We start from the raw sequence: 16,384 nt of genomic DNA on the forward strand, positions 1-16,384 counted from the left end.
ATCCCAACGACGGCACCGCGAAGCTGCGCCGCGCCGGACGGCAGGCATTGCCGCTGTCCGCTACCTGCACACCAGGGTGCCGACGGCACTCGGCGCGTCGTTGGCGACGGTGCCGCGTTTTCACGACCGTGTGGGTGAGCTCGAGAAAAATTGCGCTGGGTCTCGCGCGGCGGGAGAACCTGACCGTGCGTCAGCTATTGCGCAGACTGGGCGGCGGCGCGGAACACCGCATCGTGACCGGGACACCCGAGCAGATCGCCGATTCGATCATCGACTGGGTAGACAAGGGCATCGCCGACGGCTTCGACCTGATGCCCGATGTACTGCCCGGCGGCTTCGACGACTTCGTCGACGGCGTGGTGCCGATCCTGCGGCAGCGAGGTGTATTCCGAACCGAGTACGACAGCAGCACGCTGCGCGGCCACCTCGGGCTGCCGCTGCCGGAGTACGCCGGGAAACAGGAAGAAGGAGCGGCCTGATGGCGCGCAGTCTGCATTTCTTCGTCAATGTCGGCAGCGCCGGGTATCACCCCGCGGCCTGGCTGGAGCCGGAACTGCCCGCAGACGCGTTCATCCGGCTGGAGCACTATCAGCGTATCGCGGCTATCGCCGAGCGCGGCGCCTTCGACGGGCTGCTGTTTCCCGATATTCCAGTGCAGCAGCCGAGCATCGCCACAGCGCCTGCGGCAACCCTCGACCCGATCCTGCTCACATCCGCGCTCGCGGTGTCGACCGAGCGGGTCGGGCTGATCCCCACTGCCACAACCTCGTTGAACCTGCCCTACAACCTGGCCCGCCGCATCCTGTCGCTGGATCACATCAGCGGCGGCCGGGCAGGCTGGAATGTGGCAACCACCTTCGAACCGAACGCGGCGCGCAACTTCGGGCTGGCCGAACTGCCCGAGCGCGACGAGCGGTACCGGCGTGCCGTGGAGTACGTCGAGGTGACCGAAAAGCTCTGGGACAGTTGGGAAGCCGACGCGATCATCGGTGACCAGCAGGCCGGTCGGTTCGCCGACCAGGACAAAGTGCACGCGGTCGAGCATCGCGGTGAGTTCTATTCGGTGGCAGGCCCGTTGAATGTCACCCGATCACCGCAGGGGCGACCGGTGTTGGTGCAGGCCGGTTCGTCGCCGCAGGGACGTGCGTTCGCCGCGGCGCATGCCGAGGCGATCTACACCACCCAGCTGAGCCTGACAGGCGCGCGCGAGTTCGCCACCGAGATACGTGCTACCGCAACCGCATCAGGTCGAGATGGCGACAGCATCCGGATTCTGCCGGGTCTGGTGCCGATCATCGGTGCGACGGAAGCCCAAGCGCGCGACCGGTTCGACGAGTTGCAGGGCGGACTGCATCCCGACAGCGCGCCGGTGCGTTCGCTGGCGCGCTGGCTGGGCCACCCTGATGTGGAACTCGACCTCGACGCACCACTGCCTCAGCACCTGACGCGGCTGCCGGAAGGCCGGATTGGCCCGCAGGGTTTCTTCGAATCGGTGACCCGCTACGCCGTCGAGACCGGCCATACCGTCCGGCAGCTGCTGACCGAAGTCCTCGGCGGCCACCGCGTGGTGATCGGCACCCCGAAAACCGTGGCCGACCACATCGAATTGTGGTTCCGCACCGGCGGTATTGATGGTTTCACCATCATTCCCGCGGTGCTGCCCGCCTACCTGACCGACTTCGTCGACCAGGTGGTGCCAGAAGCTGCGTCGCCGCGGATTGTTCCGGCACGAGTACCAGAGCATCACGCTGCGCGGCCATCTCGGCCTGCCGGAGCCGGTGAATTCCTTTGCCCGCGAGACCGTTTCCACGATCAGAAAGTGACAACCCGCACGATGACACTCCGCCATCTCGGCCGCATCGGTGTGCTGGTCAGCCCACTCACCCTGGGCGCCATGAACTTCGGCGCCTGGGCCAACCGCGACCACGACGACGCCGCAACGATCATCCACCGGGCCCTGGACGCGGGCATCAACGTGGTCGACACCGCCGACGTGTACTCGCAGGGCGAGAACGAGGAGATCGTCGGCAAGGCCCTGGCTGGACGCCGCGACGAAGTGGTGCTGGCCAGCAAGTTCCACGGTCAGATCGGCGCCGATCCGAACAATCGCGGCAACTCCCGCCGCTGGATCATCCGTGCGGTCGAGGACAGCCTGCGCAGGCTGAACACCGACCATCTCGACCTCTACCAGGTGCATCGGCCGGATCCCGACGTGCCGTTAGAGGAGACGCTGCGCGCGCTGCACGATCTGGTCGCGGCGGGCAAGATCCGCTACTACGGCACCACGACTTTCGAGCCACACCAGCTCGTCGAGGCGCAGTGGGTGGCCGAGGACCGCAGCCTGCACCGCCCGGTCACCGAGCAGCCGCCGTACTCGATCCTCGCGCGCGCGGCCGAGCGTGCCACACTGCCGATCGCCCAGAAGTACGGCCTCGGCGTGCTGACCTGGAGTCCGCTTGCCGGCGGCTGGCTTTCGGGGCGCTACCGGGCCGGTGCGAGCGCACCCGAGTCCACGAGGTTGACCAGGCAGCCGCACCGGCACGACCCGGCGCTGGCCGCCAATCAGCGCAAGCGCGCCGCCGCCGAAGAACTCGCCAAGGTCGCCGACGACGCGGGGCTGTCAGCGAGCACGGCGGCGTCGTGCTCCACCGCACGTCGGTGCGTGGGCCGATGATCGCCGCGGTGACATCCCAACTGAGACCAAAACTGAGCTCAGAAAACGGTGGTCCGGGATTGTTGAATAACCCTGGGTTTTTGAAGGGGTTTTGAAGCCCTGCGGGGTTCGGGGTGCCGGGGGACCTGTTATCCCCGCCGCAACCCTCACCCGCGCCGCACAATCCGCCGAGCCGCGGCTGCTGGATCTGTCGCACGATCTGCACGCACACCCGGAAACCGCATGGGAAGAGCATCGTTCCTACCGACGTACCGCAGGCCCGCTCGCCGACGCGGGCTTCGAGGTCCAAACCGGCTACTGCGGACTGGACACCGCGTTCGTCGCCCGCATCGGCAGCGGGCCACTGCAACTCGCGTTGTGCGCCGAATACGACGCACTACCCGGCCTCGGACACGCCTGCGGCCACAATGTCATCGCCGCGATGTCGGTCGGCGCGGCGCTGGCGCTGGCGCCCGTCGCCGACGATCTCGGCATCACCGTGTCGGTGATCGGCACGCCCGCCGAAGAAGGCGGCGGCGGCAAGATCGAACTGCTCGAGCGCGGGGGATTCGACGGCTTGCACGCGGCGGCGATGGCGCACCCCGGCCCGGTCGATGTCGCCCGCGCCGAACCATTCGCGGTGTCGCACAGCCACATCGCCTTCCACGGCAAGGCCGCGCACGCGGCGGCCTACCCGGAGCGTGGCGTCAACGCCGCGGATGCGTTCACGGTCGCTCAGGTCGCCATCGGGCTGCTGCGTCAGCAGCTGGCGTCGGAATCCCCGGACTTCACCATCGGCGATATCATCATGCGGGCAGCGTTTGTCACGCCGGGCTTCGACTCCCTTGGGTTGCGCCGAGGGAGGCCGACATCTGGTCGGCGATCTTTCGGGTGAACTCGCCGGCGACCTGTAAGTGGTTGCCGAGCCGCTGTTTCGGAGCGGACACGTTTATCGCGGCGATGATGTCGCCGCGGAATCCGTAGACCGGCGCGGAGACGCCGACCAGGCCCGGCTCGAATTCCTCGTCCACCGAGGCGTATCCGCGTTCCCGGATGAGCGCGACGTGCTCGAGCAGTGCGCTCAGCGTCGGACTCGGCGGGCGCGATGTCCCGGCATTGCTCGCCGGAATGGCGCTGGGCGCGGGTACGGCGGGTTCCTCGGGCGGGAACAACTCCCACCACCGAGCCAGCGTCCCGTCGTCCCAATTGCTCATTAGCGTACGCCCGGCGGAGGTGGTGTACGGGTCGACCGACGTTCCCTCCCAACCGATTCCGCGAAACGCATGCGACGCGAGCTCACTGTGCAGGGTCAGGACCTTGTTGCCACGCAGGACGCAGAGATGAGTGGTCTCGTTGAGCCCCGCCACGACCCTGCGCAGAAACGGCACGCTCAGATGCGCAAGGTGCGTTTCGGTGGCGTGCGTCGCGAGCGCGAACAGCCGCCATCCGGGCCGGTACGCCTTCGATTCCTCGTCCCGTGACACCAGGCCGACCTCGGCAAGCGTGGCCAACGCACGTGACACCTGCGCCTTGTCACGTCCGGCGAGCTCGGCGATTCGCGAGACCCCGAGGCCTGCAGCGGCCGCCTCGGGCTTGGCCAGGACCTCGAGTAAGTCGACGTCGCGGATCAGGCCCGAGCTGTATGTGCGTTGGTCCGGCATGGCGCACCTCCTTGTTGATTATCGTGCAACGTCTATTGCTCAGATGTCAAAGTCTCAATTAGCTTGGACTACATCACTGTGGTGTGCCTCACAACTGCTGGGCGATCGTGACGCACCACTCAGCTGGAAGAAAGTTGTGTTGTCATGAGTAGTGCCGACATCCAAGGTCCACCTGCCGAACCCGTGGTCGGGCCGAAGGCTTGGCGATTCCTGAAGAGGCTCACCGCCGTCACCGCGGGCGGTATGTTTATCGACGGCTACATCTTCGCCGTGATCGCGGTGACGATGGCGTTGCAGACATTCAAGGACGATCTGGACGTCTCATCGACCTGGGCCGGGCTGATATCCTCCGCGACGCTGATCGGAATCTTCGTCGGCGCAATCACTTTCGGCTACATCACCGACAAGCTCGGCCGCAAGGTCATGTTTCTCGCCGACCTCGCCGGTTTCGCGGTCGCGTCGGTTCTGATGTTCTTCGTCCAGGCGCCGTGGCAGATGTTCGCGCTCGGGCTGATCATGGGCCTGGCGGTCGGCGCGGATTACGCCATCGGTTCGCCGTTGATCACCGAGTTCGCGCCGACCTCGCTGCGCGCGCGGCTCACCTCGTTCCTCCAGATCGCCTGGAACCTGGGCTATGTCGTGGCATTCCTCCTCGGCTACCTGATCACCCGCGCCTACCCCGAGCAATGGCGGCTGGTCCTCGCCTCGGCGGTCATCCCCGCGGCGCTGTGTCTGATCGCGCGGCACGGCCTTCCTGAATCGCCGCGGTGGTTGCTGTCGCAGGGCCGACGTGATGAGGCAGAAGCTGTTCTTGCACAACTGGATTGGACATTGGAGTCCGGCGACTTCGATGAGGAGAAGGCCGAGACAGCCACGTTCGGTGTGATCTTCTCGCGGGACTACATCGGTCGCACCGTCTTCGTCTCGCTGTTCTGGCTCTGTCTGGTGCTCCCGTATTTCGCGATCATCTTTTTCCAGGCCGACGTCCTAATGAGATGTAGCGGGTCGGTCGATCGGGCAGACTCGCTACTGGTAGCGGCTGGTAGGTGAGCACTGATTGGCCCCGGACTTCGAGTCCTGCTTTGAGATCGTGCCCCTGCCGGTCGGCCGGGAGAAATGGATCGCTGATGGGATGTCGTGCCTGCCGCATGACGGCGTGAGCACCGATTCATTAGGTCGCCGACGTTCTCCCGCACGCTGCCGGATTTGGTGTCCGACAACGATGAAGAGGGAACAGCTGTGCTGCTGGTCGGTGATGACTGGGCCGAGGACCACCACGATGTCGAGCTGATGGATGAGGCCGGGAAACGGCTGGCCAAGGCTCGATTACCGGAAGGGATCGCCGGGATCACCCGGCTGCACGCCATGATCGGTGAACACCTCGGCGACGACGCCGATGCCGCGCAGGTACGGATCGGGATCGAAACCGATCGTGGCCCGTGGGTCGCGGCGTTGATCGCGGCCGGCTACACGGTGTACGCGGTGAACCCGTTGCAGGCGGCCCGGTTCCGGGAACGCCGCAGCGTTTCGGGTGCGAAGAGCGATGCCGCCGACGCGCATACCCTTGCCGACATGGTCCGTACCGACGCGCACCAGTTGCGTCCGGTCGCCGGGGACAGTCCCGCCGCAGAAGCGGTGAAAGTTGTTGCGCGAGCACATAAAACGTTGATCTGGGAACGCACCCGCCACACGCAGCGGTTACGGTACGCGTTGCGGGAGTACTTCCCCGCCGCTTTGGAAGCGTTCGACGACCTCGACGCTCCCGACGCCCTGGAGCTGCTCGGCAAGGCACCCGACCCGGCCGCCGCGGCGCGGTTGTCGCTCAACCAGATCCGGGCCGCGCTGAAGCGGGCCGGCCGCCGCGGCGACCTCGACGCTAGAGCCGCCCGTATCCAGGCAATCCTGCGCAGCGAGCAGCTGGGCCGCAACCAGGTCATCGCGGCGGCCTACGCGGCAGGGACCCGCGCCGCGGTCGCGGTCCTGGCCACCCTCGACGAGCAGGTGAAAGTCCTGCAAGGGGAGGTCGAGGCCCATTTTGGCCGGCACCCGGCCGCTGAGATCATCTTGTCCCAGCCAGGACTGGGCAAGATCCTCGGCGCCCGGGTGCTCGCCGAGTTCGGGGACGACCCCACCCGCTACGCCAGCGCCAAGGCCCGCAAGAACTATGCCGCGACCAGCCCCATCACCCGCGCCTCGGGGAAAATGAAGGTCGTCGCGGCCCGGTTCGTGCACCAGGACCGGCTCGTCGACGCGCTGATGGCCCAAGCATTCAGTGCGCTCAACGTATCGCCGGGAGCCCGCGCCTACTACGACAAGCAACGCGCCCGCGGCCTAGCCCACCGTGCCGCCCTGCGTCAGGTCGCCAACCGGCTCGTGGGCATCCTCCACGGCTGCCTCAAATCCGGAACCCTCTACAACGAGACCACCGCCTGGACACACCACACCCAAGATCAACAAGCCGCAGCTTGACAAGCTAAGCCCTGGGATGTCTCAAAGCGCTCAAGCTCGACAACCCGATCGCGGCCGCGCTGCTGGGAACCTTCGTCGCGCTCGCGGGCGCCGTCCTCGGCTGGTTGCTCATCGAGCGGGTCGGTCGGCGCAGGTTGCTGATCGTCCCGTTGTGGATCACCGGCCTCGCCTTGTTCGTCGTCGCGTTCGACACCGCACTGCCGAGCGTGGTGGTCGCGTTCTCCTTCTTCCTCTATCTGTTCGCCTACGGTGTGGCATCGATCCTGTGCGGGGTCTATCCGATGGAGCTGTTCCCGACATCGGTACGGACCAGCGCTGTCGGCTTCGCCAGCTCCGCCAGCCGGATCGGCGCCGCCGTCGGCACGTTCCTGCTTCCGATCGCGCTCGACCACTGGAGCGTCGGCGGCACGATGGCGGTGATGGGCGCGGTCTGCCTCGTTGGCGCCGTTGTCTCGCAGTACCTGGCGCCGGAGACCACCGGACGGTCGCTCGTCGAGATCAGCTCGCGTGCCGCCCGCGGCGTCATCCGCGTGCCCGGTGATGTCGCCGTGGCTGACCCGGTCGCTGTCAGTCCCAAGACCCAGATCGCTTGAACGACAGCATTTATGGAGGAAAAGGCGTGTCACGACACAACGGTGTAGAACTCGGCGAGTCGTTCGTCGATCCGGGCGTCAACGCGGCACATGTCAACACCGTGCTCGGTCCGCGCGGCAGTGCCGCCGAGACCGCCTGGACCACCAGCCTCGCAACGCCCTCGGCGGGTCATGAGCGGTTCGTAGTGATCATGCGTCCCGGCGTGCCGGTGCAGCCGTTCACCGTCTTCGTCTCGAAGGGCGTGCCGGCCAGCGACAGGCACGGTGAAATGATCTGGGGCCCAGCGCAAGCCGGGGTGGCGGCCGGTGTCGCCGATTGCGTCGCCGACGGCACGATCGCGGCCGACGAGGTCACCGATCTGCGTCTGGTCGTCGCGGTGTGGGTGAACCCCGAGGCCGACGACGCCGAGGCGGTCTATCGCAACAACCGATTGGCGACCGCGACGGCGCTCGCCAACGGCGGGGCGCGCAAGCCCGACGTCGACTCCGTGCTGAAGACGCGCGGCCGGATCACCAACCCGTTCTTCACCCCGGCGGATGGCGGCGCGCCGGGGACCGAACCCCACCCGGAGGCCCTGGCGTGAAAATCACCGCAATTCGTACCCAGCGGCTCCGGCTCGAGCTGGACCCGCCGTTCTTCGCGGCGTGGGATCCCGTCCCGCGCAGGCACTTCGACGCGACGATCGTGCATGTCGACACCGACGAGGGCATTGTCGGTATCGGCTCCGGCGACACCATGGACGGATTTGCGCCCTATGAAGAGTTGTTCATCGGCACCGATCCGCTGAACATAGTCGAGCAGGTCAAACGGATCGAGACGATCAACTTCCACGCGGGGCGCTTCTGGCCGCTGGAGGTGGCCCTCTGGGACATCATCGGCAAGACCGCGAACCTGCCTGTCGCGCAGCTGTTCGGCGGGGCGCAACGCAAGGTCGTGGCCTACGCCTCGACTGGGGAGCTGCGTGCCCCGCAGCAGCGCGCGGAATCCGCGCTCGCCATTCGGGAAGCCGGATTCCAGGCGATGAAGATCCGCGTCGACCCGCACAACTTCGCCGCGGGGCTCGATGCGGTGCGGGCGGCGCGCGAGGCCGTCGGTGACTCCATGCGCATTATGGTGGACCTCAACCAATCCTGGCGCATGGCGGGCGACACCCAGGTGCCACACGATTTCGTCGCCGCTCGCCGTATTGTGGAGCAGCTGCGGGATCTGGATGTGTACTGGGTCGAGGAGCCGCTTCCATACGCCGATCGGGATGGGCTGCGCCGGCTCCGCGCGGAGACCGGGGTCCGGGTCGCGGCCGGGGAGATGATCTCCTCGGTGTCGGAGGTCATCGACTACCTCGAGCACGATGCGCTCGATGTGTACCAGATGGATGTCGTCCTCGCGGTGGGTATGCTGCGGGCGCGGACGCTGGCGGAACTGGCGATTCTCAAGAACCGCAGGTTCACGCCGCATTCGTGGACGAACGGTATCGGTGTGCTGGCCAATCTCCATGTCAGCGCGGGTGTCGGCGGCGGGCCGTATTTCGAATTTCCCTACGACCCGCCGGGGTGGACTCCGCAGCGTCGCGATTTCATGCTGAAGAGTCCGATCGAGATCGATAACGAAGGTTTCGTCCATGTGCCCGATGTCGCCGGCGTCGGCGCGGAACTCGATGAGGAGGCATGCCGACGATGGGCAGTGTGAACTGGCGGGCGAAGGCAGCGTCGCTGACGCTGCCGAAGGGGTTGTTCATCGACGGGAAGTTCGTGGATGCCCTCGATGGCGAGAGCTTCGAGAAGATTTCGCCGATCGACGGACACAGCCAGGGCAATGTCACGTCCGGCCAGTCCGCGGACGTCGACCGGGCCGTCGCCGCTGCGAAGGCCGCATTCGACGACGGTCGCTGGTCCGGACTCGATCCTGCCGAACGCAAAGCGGTGATGCTGCGGTTCGCCGAGGAGCTCGAGCGGGTCGCCGAACGGATCGCGCTGGCCGAAACGCTGGATGTTGGCAAGCCGATCGCGAATACGATGGCGGTGGATGCCAAGGGAACCGCCGCCACTGTCCGGTGGTACGCGGAGACGATCGACAAGACCTATGACGAGATCGCGCCCGCCCCGGCGAAACGGCTGGCGTTGATCACCAGGGAGCCGCTCGGCGTGATCGGCGTCGTCGTGCCGTGGAACTATCCGTCGCTGATCCTGTCGTGGAAGATCGGTCCCGCGCTCGCTGCCGGCAATACGATTGTGGTGAAACCCGCTGAGCAGTCGCCACATTCGGCGCTCGTCATAGCCGAGGCGGCGCAGCAGGCGGGCCTGCCGGACGGGGTGTTGAACGTCGTGACGGGGTTCGGTGAGACGGCGGGCCGCGCACTGGGTCTGCATCCCGACGTCGCGAAGATCGCGTTCACCGGGTCGACGCGGGTCGGACGACTGTTCCAGCGTTACGCCGCCGACTCCAACGGCAAACAGGTGTCGATCGAGGCGGGCGGCAAATCCCCGCAACTGGTATTGGAGAGCGCGAAAGACCTGCAGCGAATCGCCGAAACCGTCGCCTGGGGAATCTTCTACAACGTCGGGCAGACCTGCAACGCCGGCTCCCGGCTCATCGTGCACGAATCCCTCGCCGACGAATTGCTCGCGCGCATAGTCGATTTCGCCGCACGAACATTCGTACCCGGTGATCCGCTCGACGAGAACACGCAGTTCGGAGCCGTGGTCGACGAGCACCAATTGGCAACCGTCACCGGCTACATCGAGCGGGGCAGAACCACAGCGCGACTGGTGACCGGCGGTCATCGCGTGCGCACCGACACGGGCGGGTATTACCTGGAGCCGACGGTTTTCGCCGACGTCGACAACGACGACACCATCGCACAGGACGAGATCTTCGGTCCGGTGCTCACGGTCTCGACGTTCGCTTCGGAGGACGGCGGTGTGCGGATGGCCAATGATACCCGCTACGGCCTGGCCGCAGCGGTCTGGACCGCGGATCTCGCTGCGGCCCACCGGGTTTCCGGACATCTGCGTGCCGGAACCGTCTGGGTCAACACCTTCGACGAGTCGAGCGTCATCACACCGTTCGGCGGTTTCAAGGACACCGGCGCCGGACGCGACAAGTCGCTGCACGCCATCGACAGCTACACCGCATTGAAAACGACCTGGATCAATTGGGAATGACGGTAATGACACACACTTCGAATCCGCTCGTCGGCTTCATCGGACTCGGCCACATGGGTGGTCACATGTCGGCGAACCTCCTCGGCGCCGGGTACCAGCTGGTGGTCCACGACGTGAATGACGAAGCGGCCCAACGGCTCGTCGCGCTCGGAGCGCGACGAGCGGAATCCGTCGAGGCCCTCGCCGAGGCATGCGACATCGTCGTCACGATGCTGCCCGGCCCGCCGCAGGTCGAATCGGTGATTCGCACCATGGCGCCGCGGTTGCGGGCCGGCGCGGTCTGGGTGGACATGTCGACGTCGACGCCGGCCGCGGCGCGCGTTGTCGACGAAACCCTCGCCGCGCGTGGCGTTTCCCGGCTCGACGCCCCGGTTTCGGGTATGGCGAAGGGCGCGTCGGCAGGCACGCTGCAGATCTTCGTCGGTGGCGATGCCGAAGTGCTCGGAAGGATCCGGCCGCTGTTCGACGTGATGGGCGACCCGAAACGAGTGCTGCACGTGGGCGGGCTCGGTGCGGGATACACGGTGAAACTGATGATCAATCAGCTGTGGTTCTCACACCTGGTCGCCTCCGCCGAGGTGCTGACCATCGGGATGAAGGCTGGAGTCGACCTGGAGACCCTGCACCTTTCGCTGCTCGCGAGCCCCGCGGCGAGCAGTTTCCTCGCCAACGACCTGCCATCGGTGTTCGACGGTGACTACGACGAATCTTTCGCTATGAAGCTCGCGTGCAAGGATCTCGGCCTCGCCATCGACCTCAGCCGCGATGTCGGTGTGCCGGCTCCGCTGTCGGCGCACGTCGAGCAGACCTACCGCACCGCCCTGGCGAAGTACGGACCCGAGGCCGGGGAGATGACACCGATCCGGCTCGCGGAAGACCTTGCCCAGGTGCAGCTCCGTCTGCGTGCCCTGGAGGTGGCGTGATGAACAAGCACGGCGCTCCTCAGCGCGACGGAGCCGAGAGCGGTGGCGTGCGCGAAACCTATTGCGCGTACCCGCACAGCGTGCGCGGTGAGAGTTGGGATATGTCGACCTACAGCCGGGTCGTGAGCGGACTCGGGTCGGTATCCAAGCTCGGACAGCTGCTCCGCGAGCACGGCGCGCGCCGCGTGTTGATCGTCACCGACCCTGGTCTCCGCAAGACCGGCATGGTTGATGACATCGCGGCATCGATCAGCGGGCACGACCTGGCGGTGACAGTGCACAGCGAGGTCCCGCCCAACCCGTCGACCGCGTCGCTCGATGTCGCCAGCGCGGTGGCGAGGGACTGCCGTGCCGACTTCCTCGTCGCTATCGGCGGTGGATCGGCGCTCGACGCGTCGAAGGCGGTTGCGCTGTTGGCCCACACCGAGCTCAGCGCCGAGACGCTCACCGGGTCGGAGCAGATCGACACCCCGGTCCTGCCGATCGCCGCGATCCCGACGACCGCCGGAACCGGCGCGGAGACCAACGGTTTCGGTGTGATGGAAAGCGCGAACCACCGCAAGGTCTACATCGGCAGCGACCGGACCGTGCCCTCGCTGGTGATTCTCGATGCCGAGCTCACCCTCGCTCTGCCCGACGCGATCACAGCCGCTTCGGGGTTCGACGCCATCGTCCACGGCGCCGAATCCCTGCTGTCACAAGGCGCGACGGCGATCTCGCGCGCGTATGCCGCGGAGTCGTTGCGGCTCACCACCTCCGCGCTGACGCGGGCGGTGGCGGATGGCAGCGATGTCGAGGCGCGCAGTCAGATGATGATCGGCGCCCACCTGGCCGGTCGTGCATTGACGCTGAGCGGGCTCGGTCTCGTCCACGGAATCGGGCACTCCATCACCGCGACCACCGGCACCCCGCACGGCGTCGCGCTGGCGTCGATCGCGGGCCCGGTGCTGGTGTTCGGAATCGATGCCGCACCAGCACGATACGGCGATCTCCTGCGTGCCGTTGGCCTGGACGGCCCGGCGGAACGGGCGGTGCGGCTGATCGCGGAAATCGCCGCCGAGGTCGGTTTGCCCACCACCGTCGGCGCCGTGGGCGTGACCGAGGACCTGATCGACACGATCGTCACGAAGACCCTCGACGACGCCGTCACCAACAACACTCCGCGGCGGCCGACCCGTGATGAACTGACGGCCATGCTGCGTGCGAGCCTGTCCGCGACCAAGGAGCGGTAGAATCAAATGGAATTGCAGTCCGCGCTCGCGCTCGCCGCAGCGCTGCCGGCCGATCTGTACATCGACGGCAAGTGGCGTGAATCATCCACCGCTGCACGGTTTCCCGTGCACAATCCGGCCTCTGCCGCGGTGATCGCCGACATTGCCGATGCGAGCGTCGAGGATGCGATGGCGGCACTGACCGCGGCGCATGCGGCCCAAGCGGAGTGGGGTGCGTCGACTCCGAGGTATCGTGCCGAGCTGCTGCGGCGCGCGTTCGAGCGAGTTGTCGAGCGGACCGAGGAATTCGCCGCTGTGATCAGCCTCGAGATGGGTAAACCGCTTGCCGAGGCTCGCGGCGAGGTGACCTACGGTGCCGAATTCCTCCGATGGTTCTCCGAGCAGGCCGCGCACATCACCGGAACGTACGCGCCGGCGCCCAACGGCGGATATCGGGTGGTGACTACCAAGGTCCCGGTCGGCCCGTCGCTGCTCATCACCCCATGGAACTTCCCGCTGGCCATGGCAACCCGCAAGATCGGCGCCGCGCTCGCGGCCGGGTGCACCTGCCTCGTCAAACCCGCGGCACAGACGCCATTGACGCTCGCCCTGCTGATGCAGGTGCTCGAGGAGCTCGAAATCCCGGCCGGTGTCGTCAATTTCGTGCCGACCACCGAGGCGGGTGCGCAGTCCGCGGCGCTGATGGCCGACTACCGGCTGCGCAAGGTGTCGTTCACCGGCTCTACTCCGGTCGGCTCGATCCTGTTGCGGCAAGCCGCCGATCGCGTGCTGCGCACATCGATGGAACTCGGCGGGAACGGTCCGTTCGTCGTATTCGACGATGCCGACCTGGATGCGGCGATCGAGGGCGCCATGCTGGCGAAGATGCGCAATTCCGGCGAATCTTGTGTCGCGGCAAACCGATTCATCGTGCATCGCGGCATTGCCGAGGAGTTCGCTCGGCGACTCACCGGACGCTTCGAAGCACTCGTCACCGGCGACGCCTTCGATCCGGCGAGCACGGTCGGGCCGATGATCGACGCCGAGCAGTTGGCGAAGGTCGGCGAACTCGTCGGCGAGGCGATCGCACGCGGAGCACGGGTGCATACCGGCGGGCAGGCCGCGGGCGGTGCCGGCTACTTCTACCAGCCGACAGTGCTCACCGATGTGCCGGTTTCGGCGCGACTGGCGAGCGAGGAAATCTTCGGTCCGGTCGCGGCCGTCTATACCTTCGACACCGAGGCCGAAGCACTCGCGATGGCCAACAGCACCGAATTCGGGCTCGTCGGTTACGTGTACACCCGCGACGTCTCCCGTGCGATCCGATTCGCCGAGGGTATGGAGACGGGAATGGCTGGCGTGAACCGCGGACTGGTGTCGGATCCCGCCGGCGCGTTCGGCGGCATCAAGGCTTCCGGCCTTGGCCGTGAAGGCGGTCAGACGGGGATCGAGGAGTATCTCGAAACCAAATACCTCGCGATCGAGGTCTGATCGCGCCTCACGGCACGGTGATCATTCCGGGCCATTTGTCCTTGGTGATCATGCCCATGCTTCGTATCTCCATCAGCCTAGGGGTGGTCGGGGTGGTCGACGATCGCCGTCGGCGCCCAAAGCCGAACAGCTCATCGACTCGAGCGGCCGCCACCTCGCGCCGCGCGAGGTCGCCGGGATTGTCCGGAATACATTCGCGCAGTCCACGTTCCCGATGCGCGGACGGTTTGTAGACGTACCCGACGCGTCCGAAGACCGCAACAGGTAGACGCCACGGCCGCCGCCGGGGAGATGTTTCGTCGTGCCGACGAAGCGGCCGGCTTGAATGGAACCTTGGCGGTTCCTCGGCGCGTCGCTTCGCGGATCTGCTGAACGGCCGCACGGAGGATAGTCGCGAGTTGGCGAATATCGTGCCCGCGGAGTCGAATTAGTGGGCTCGAGTCGGTGTCCGATTCAGGTGATATAGGCAGGCTGCTCCCAGGGTCTGTACAGGTGGGGTTCTTACCGTCGGGTTCCACACACCGGGCATCGAACTGGTCGCGGAGGAGGCTGCGCACGCCGGTGCCGATCGGATGGTTATCGTGGCATCGCCTGGAAAGCAGGGTCTTGCAACATATTTCGTCGAGGACCAAGAACTGGAGAGTACCCTCGCGCGGCGCGGCAAGTTCGGTCTGCTGGAGAAGGTACGCAACGCCGCCAAGGCGGTGGCGGTGCAGACCGTGACCCAAGATCGCCCGCTCGGTCTCGGTCATGCTGTGCTGCAGGCGGAGTCGGCGCTGGCCGTAGACGAGACGGCGGTGGCGGTACTGCTGCCCGATGACCTGGTGCTGCCGCATGGGGTGCTGGACACGATGACGCGAGTGCGCCGGCAGTGGGGTGGCAGCGTACTGTGCGCGATCGACGTGCCGAAAGGTGAAGTGGGTGCCTACGGCGTGTTCGACGTCGCCCCGGAACCCGATGCGGACGACCCGAATGTGTTGCGGGTCAACGGCATGGTGGAGAAACCCGACGTGGCGGACGCTCCGTCGACGTTCGCGGCCGCGGGACGCTATCTCCTCGACCGCACGATCTTCGACGCGTTGCGCCGGATCGAGCCGGGCGCGGGTGGGGAGCTCCAACTGACCGACGCCGTCGCGCTGCTCATCGCAGAGGGTCATCCGGTGCATGTCGTCGTGCACCAAGGAACTCGGCACGACATCGGCAACCCGGGTGGATATCTGCGTGCCGCAGTCGATTTCGCTCTGGAGCGCGACGAGTACGGTGCGCCGCTGCGTGAATGGCTACTGCACCGCCTGGCTGTCGACGACACCTACCGACCCGACGCGGCCTGAGACCCCGGATCTCAAATAGGGCTCGGTCATTCCGAGGGTCGCCCTGAACTGCTCACGACAGAATCGATGACACAGTTCCTGTCCGCGTCGAGTGTTGCCGAGGCGGTCCTATGCCGAATCGAGCGCCGATGGCGGTCTGTTCCAATCATGAGTGTGCGTGTGGCAGAACAGCATTCACATAGCAACGGTGTATTTCGCTGGGACCTGTCACAAATAGCTCGAGCCAGATCGCTGCGGTTATGGCCTGTTTGCAATCTCGTTGGGCCAGCCCAACGACCTGATCGCCGCCCAACGAGACGGGCCTGCGGGTGCGCATCTTGGAGATTGCTGTGAGTGACCGGCGCGGTCGGCGATGCGGGCCGGAGGCGCGAGGTGACCTGCTTATTCTGTAGCGGTGCCCGACAGCGATACGTCACCGGCCGCGACAGTCCTGGTAGTCGACGACGAGCCGAATATTCTCGACCTGCTCTCCGCCGCGTTGCGGATGAGCGGGTTCGAGGTGCATGCCGCCGACAGTGGGCTCGCGGCGTTGAAGCTGGCCGCGGCGTATCCGCCGGACATGGTCGTGCTGGATGTGATGCTGCCGGATCTGGACGGCTGCAGTATCTGCTCGCAAATGCCGAGAAGGTGGTGAGCAAGCAGCAGATCATCGACCGGGTGTGGAGTACGGAGACCGGGCGCGACGTGCGAGTGGTGGAGACTTCCAGCCGGGCTGATCACCCGCCTTGGCGCTGGAGGCGATGCAGACGGCGGGGTCACCGGGGCGCCGCGGACCGGTGGTGACTGGGAAGTCGCGACCGGTGACCTCGCGGACGGTAGCGAGGACCTGCTGGTTGGAGTAGCCACTGCCGTTGCCGAGATTCAGTTGGTGGGCGACGACGCTGCCGATA

13 protein-coding genes and 3 pseudogenes are annotated in these 16,384 nt (G+C 66.3%); 15 read left to right on the forward strand and 1 reads right to left on the reverse strand.

Annotated features, from left to right (window positions below):
- Window positions 1-161: 161 nt before the first annotated feature.
- From ACV7NQ_RS37190 to ACV7NQ_RS37200, 3 genes and pseudogenes are all read left to right on the forward strand, one after another.
- Window positions 162-479: pseudogene (locus ACV7NQ_RS37190) on the forward strand (LLM class flavin-dependent oxidoreductase); the annotation flags it as partial.
- Window positions 479-2,674 carry an NtaA/DmoA family FMN-dependent monooxygenase gene (locus ACV7NQ_RS37195; RefSeq protein WP_463363819.1) on the forward strand — a complete coding sequence of 732 codons (2,196 nt, stop codon included), beginning with the start codon at window positions 479-481 and terminating at the stop codon, window positions 2,672-2,674. The pseudogene ACV7NQ_RS37190 and the gene ACV7NQ_RS37195, both read left to right, overlap by 1 nt.
- A gap of 130 nt (window positions 2,675-2,804) precedes the next feature.
- A pseudogene (locus ACV7NQ_RS37200) lies at window positions 2,805-3,434 on the forward strand (M20/M25/M40 family metallo-hydrolase); the annotation flags it as partial.
- Between the two features lie 43 nt (window positions 3,435-3,477).
- Here the strand turns inward: ACV7NQ_RS37200 and ACV7NQ_RS37205 are convergent.
- On the reverse strand, window positions 3,478-4,314 hold the full coding sequence (locus ACV7NQ_RS37205; RefSeq protein ID WP_463363820.1) for an IclR family transcriptional regulator: 837 nt from the start codon (window positions 4,312-4,314) through the stop codon (window positions 3,478-3,480).
- A gap of 144 nt (window positions 4,315-4,458) precedes the next feature.
- Between ACV7NQ_RS37205 and ACV7NQ_RS37210 the strand changes: the two genes are divergently transcribed.
- The 12 genes and pseudogenes from ACV7NQ_RS37210 (at window position 4,459) to ACV7NQ_RS37265 (ending at window position 16,277) form a co-directional block, all read left to right on the forward strand.
- A complete protein-coding gene (locus ACV7NQ_RS37210) occupies window positions 4,459-5,364 on the forward strand; it encodes an MFS transporter (RefSeq protein WP_463363821.1) in 906 nt (301 codons plus the stop codon).
- A 189-nt stretch (window positions 5,365-5,553) separates the two neighbouring features.
- The gene (locus ACV7NQ_RS37215; protein WP_463365473.1) at window positions 5,554-6,783 is read left to right on the forward strand and encodes an IS110 family RNA-guided transposase; all 1,230 of its coding nucleotides are present in this window, start codon (window positions 5,554-5,556) and stop codon (window positions 6,781-6,783) included.
- A gap of 11 nt (window positions 6,784-6,794) precedes the next feature.
- Complete coding sequence (locus tag ACV7NQ_RS37220; protein ID WP_463365970.1) at window positions 6,795-7,376, forward strand: MFS transporter; 582 nt, start codon at window positions 6,795-6,797, stop codon at window positions 7,374-7,376.
- 26 nt (window positions 7,377-7,402) lie between these two features.
- The gene (gene fae / locus ACV7NQ_RS37225) at window positions 7,403-7,960 is read left to right on the forward strand and encodes a formaldehyde-activating enzyme (RefSeq protein WP_463363822.1); all 558 of its coding nucleotides are present in this window, start codon (window positions 7,403-7,405) and stop codon (window positions 7,958-7,960) included.
- Complete coding sequence (locus tag ACV7NQ_RS37230) at window positions 7,957-9,063, forward strand: mandelate racemase/muconate lactonizing enzyme family protein (protein WP_463363823.1); 1,107 nt, start codon at window positions 7,957-7,959, stop codon at window positions 9,061-9,063. The genes fae and ACV7NQ_RS37230 overlap by 4 nt, the downstream gene beginning before the upstream one ends.
- Window positions 9,051-10,538 (forward strand): aldehyde dehydrogenase, encoded by a 1,488-nt coding sequence (locus ACV7NQ_RS37235; protein WP_463363824.1) that lies wholly within the window; start codon window positions 9,051-9,053, stop codon window positions 10,536-10,538. The genes ACV7NQ_RS37230 and ACV7NQ_RS37235 overlap by 13 nt, the downstream gene beginning before the upstream one ends.
- Window positions 10,535-11,461, forward strand: coding sequence for an NAD(P)-dependent oxidoreductase (locus ACV7NQ_RS37240; RefSeq protein ID WP_463363825.1), 927 nt, complete (start codon window positions 10,535-10,537; stop codon window positions 11,459-11,461). Before ACV7NQ_RS37235 ends, ACV7NQ_RS37240 begins: the two co-directional genes overlap by 4 nt.
- On the forward strand, window positions 11,461-12,693 hold the full coding sequence (locus ACV7NQ_RS37245; RefSeq protein WP_463363826.1) for an iron-containing alcohol dehydrogenase family protein: 1,233 nt from the start codon (window positions 11,461-11,463) through the stop codon (window positions 12,691-12,693). Before ACV7NQ_RS37240 ends, ACV7NQ_RS37245 begins: the two co-directional genes overlap by 1 nt.
- Window positions 12,694-12,699: 6 nt before the next feature.
- Window positions 12,700-14,163: an NAD-dependent succinate-semialdehyde dehydrogenase gene (locus tag ACV7NQ_RS37250; protein ID WP_463363827.1), complete on the forward strand. Its 1,464-nt coding sequence runs from the start codon at window positions 12,700-12,702 to the stop codon at window positions 14,161-14,163.
- A gap of 518 nt (window positions 14,164-14,681) precedes the next feature.
- A pseudogene (locus ACV7NQ_RS37255) lies at window positions 14,682-15,494 on the forward strand (UTP--glucose-1-phosphate uridylyltransferase); the annotation flags it as partial.
- A gap of 394 nt (window positions 15,495-15,888) precedes the next feature.
- Window positions 15,889-16,128, forward strand: a complete 240-nt coding sequence (locus ACV7NQ_RS37260) for a response regulator transcription factor (protein ID WP_463363828.1) — start codon at window positions 15,889-15,891, stop codon at window positions 16,126-16,128.
- Window positions 16,125-16,277, forward strand: coding sequence for a hypothetical protein (locus ACV7NQ_RS37265; RefSeq protein WP_463363829.1), 153 nt, complete (start codon window positions 16,125-16,127; stop codon window positions 16,275-16,277). The genes ACV7NQ_RS37260 and ACV7NQ_RS37265 overlap by 4 nt, the downstream gene beginning before the upstream one ends.
- The last annotated feature ends 107 nt before the right edge of the window (window positions 16,278-16,384 follow it).

The sequence above is a fragment of the Nocardia sp. Tas62D01 genome (assembly GCF_055232035.1).

Bases quoted from the DNA above. Each gene is read 5' to 3' on its own strand.
- ACV7NQ_RS37195 (WP_463363819.1), top strand. From the start codon at position 479: ATGGCGCGCAGTCTGCATTTCTTCGTCAATGTCGGCAGCGCCGGGTAT.
- ACV7NQ_RS37205 (WP_463363820.1), bottom strand. From the start codon at position 4,314: ATGCCGGACCAACGCACATACAGCTCGGGCCTGATCCGCGACGTCGAC.
- ACV7NQ_RS37210 (WP_463363821.1), top strand. From the start codon at position 4,459: ATGAGTAGTGCCGACATCCAAGGTCCACCTGCCGAACCCGTGGTCGGG.
- ACV7NQ_RS37235 (WP_463363824.1), top strand. From the start codon at position 9,051: ATGGGCAGTGTGAACTGGCGGGCGAAGGCAGCGTCGCTGACGCTGCCG.
- ACV7NQ_RS37240 (WP_463363825.1), top strand. From the start codon at position 10,535: ATGACGGTAATGACACACACTTCGAATCCGCTCGTCGGCTTCATCGGA.
- ACV7NQ_RS37245 (WP_463363826.1), top strand. From the start codon at position 11,461: ATGAACAAGCACGGCGCTCCTCAGCGCGACGGAGCCGAGAGCGGTGGC.
- ACV7NQ_RS37250 (WP_463363827.1), top strand. From the start codon at position 12,700: ATGGAATTGCAGTCCGCGCTCGCGCTCGCCGCAGCGCTGCCGGCCGAT.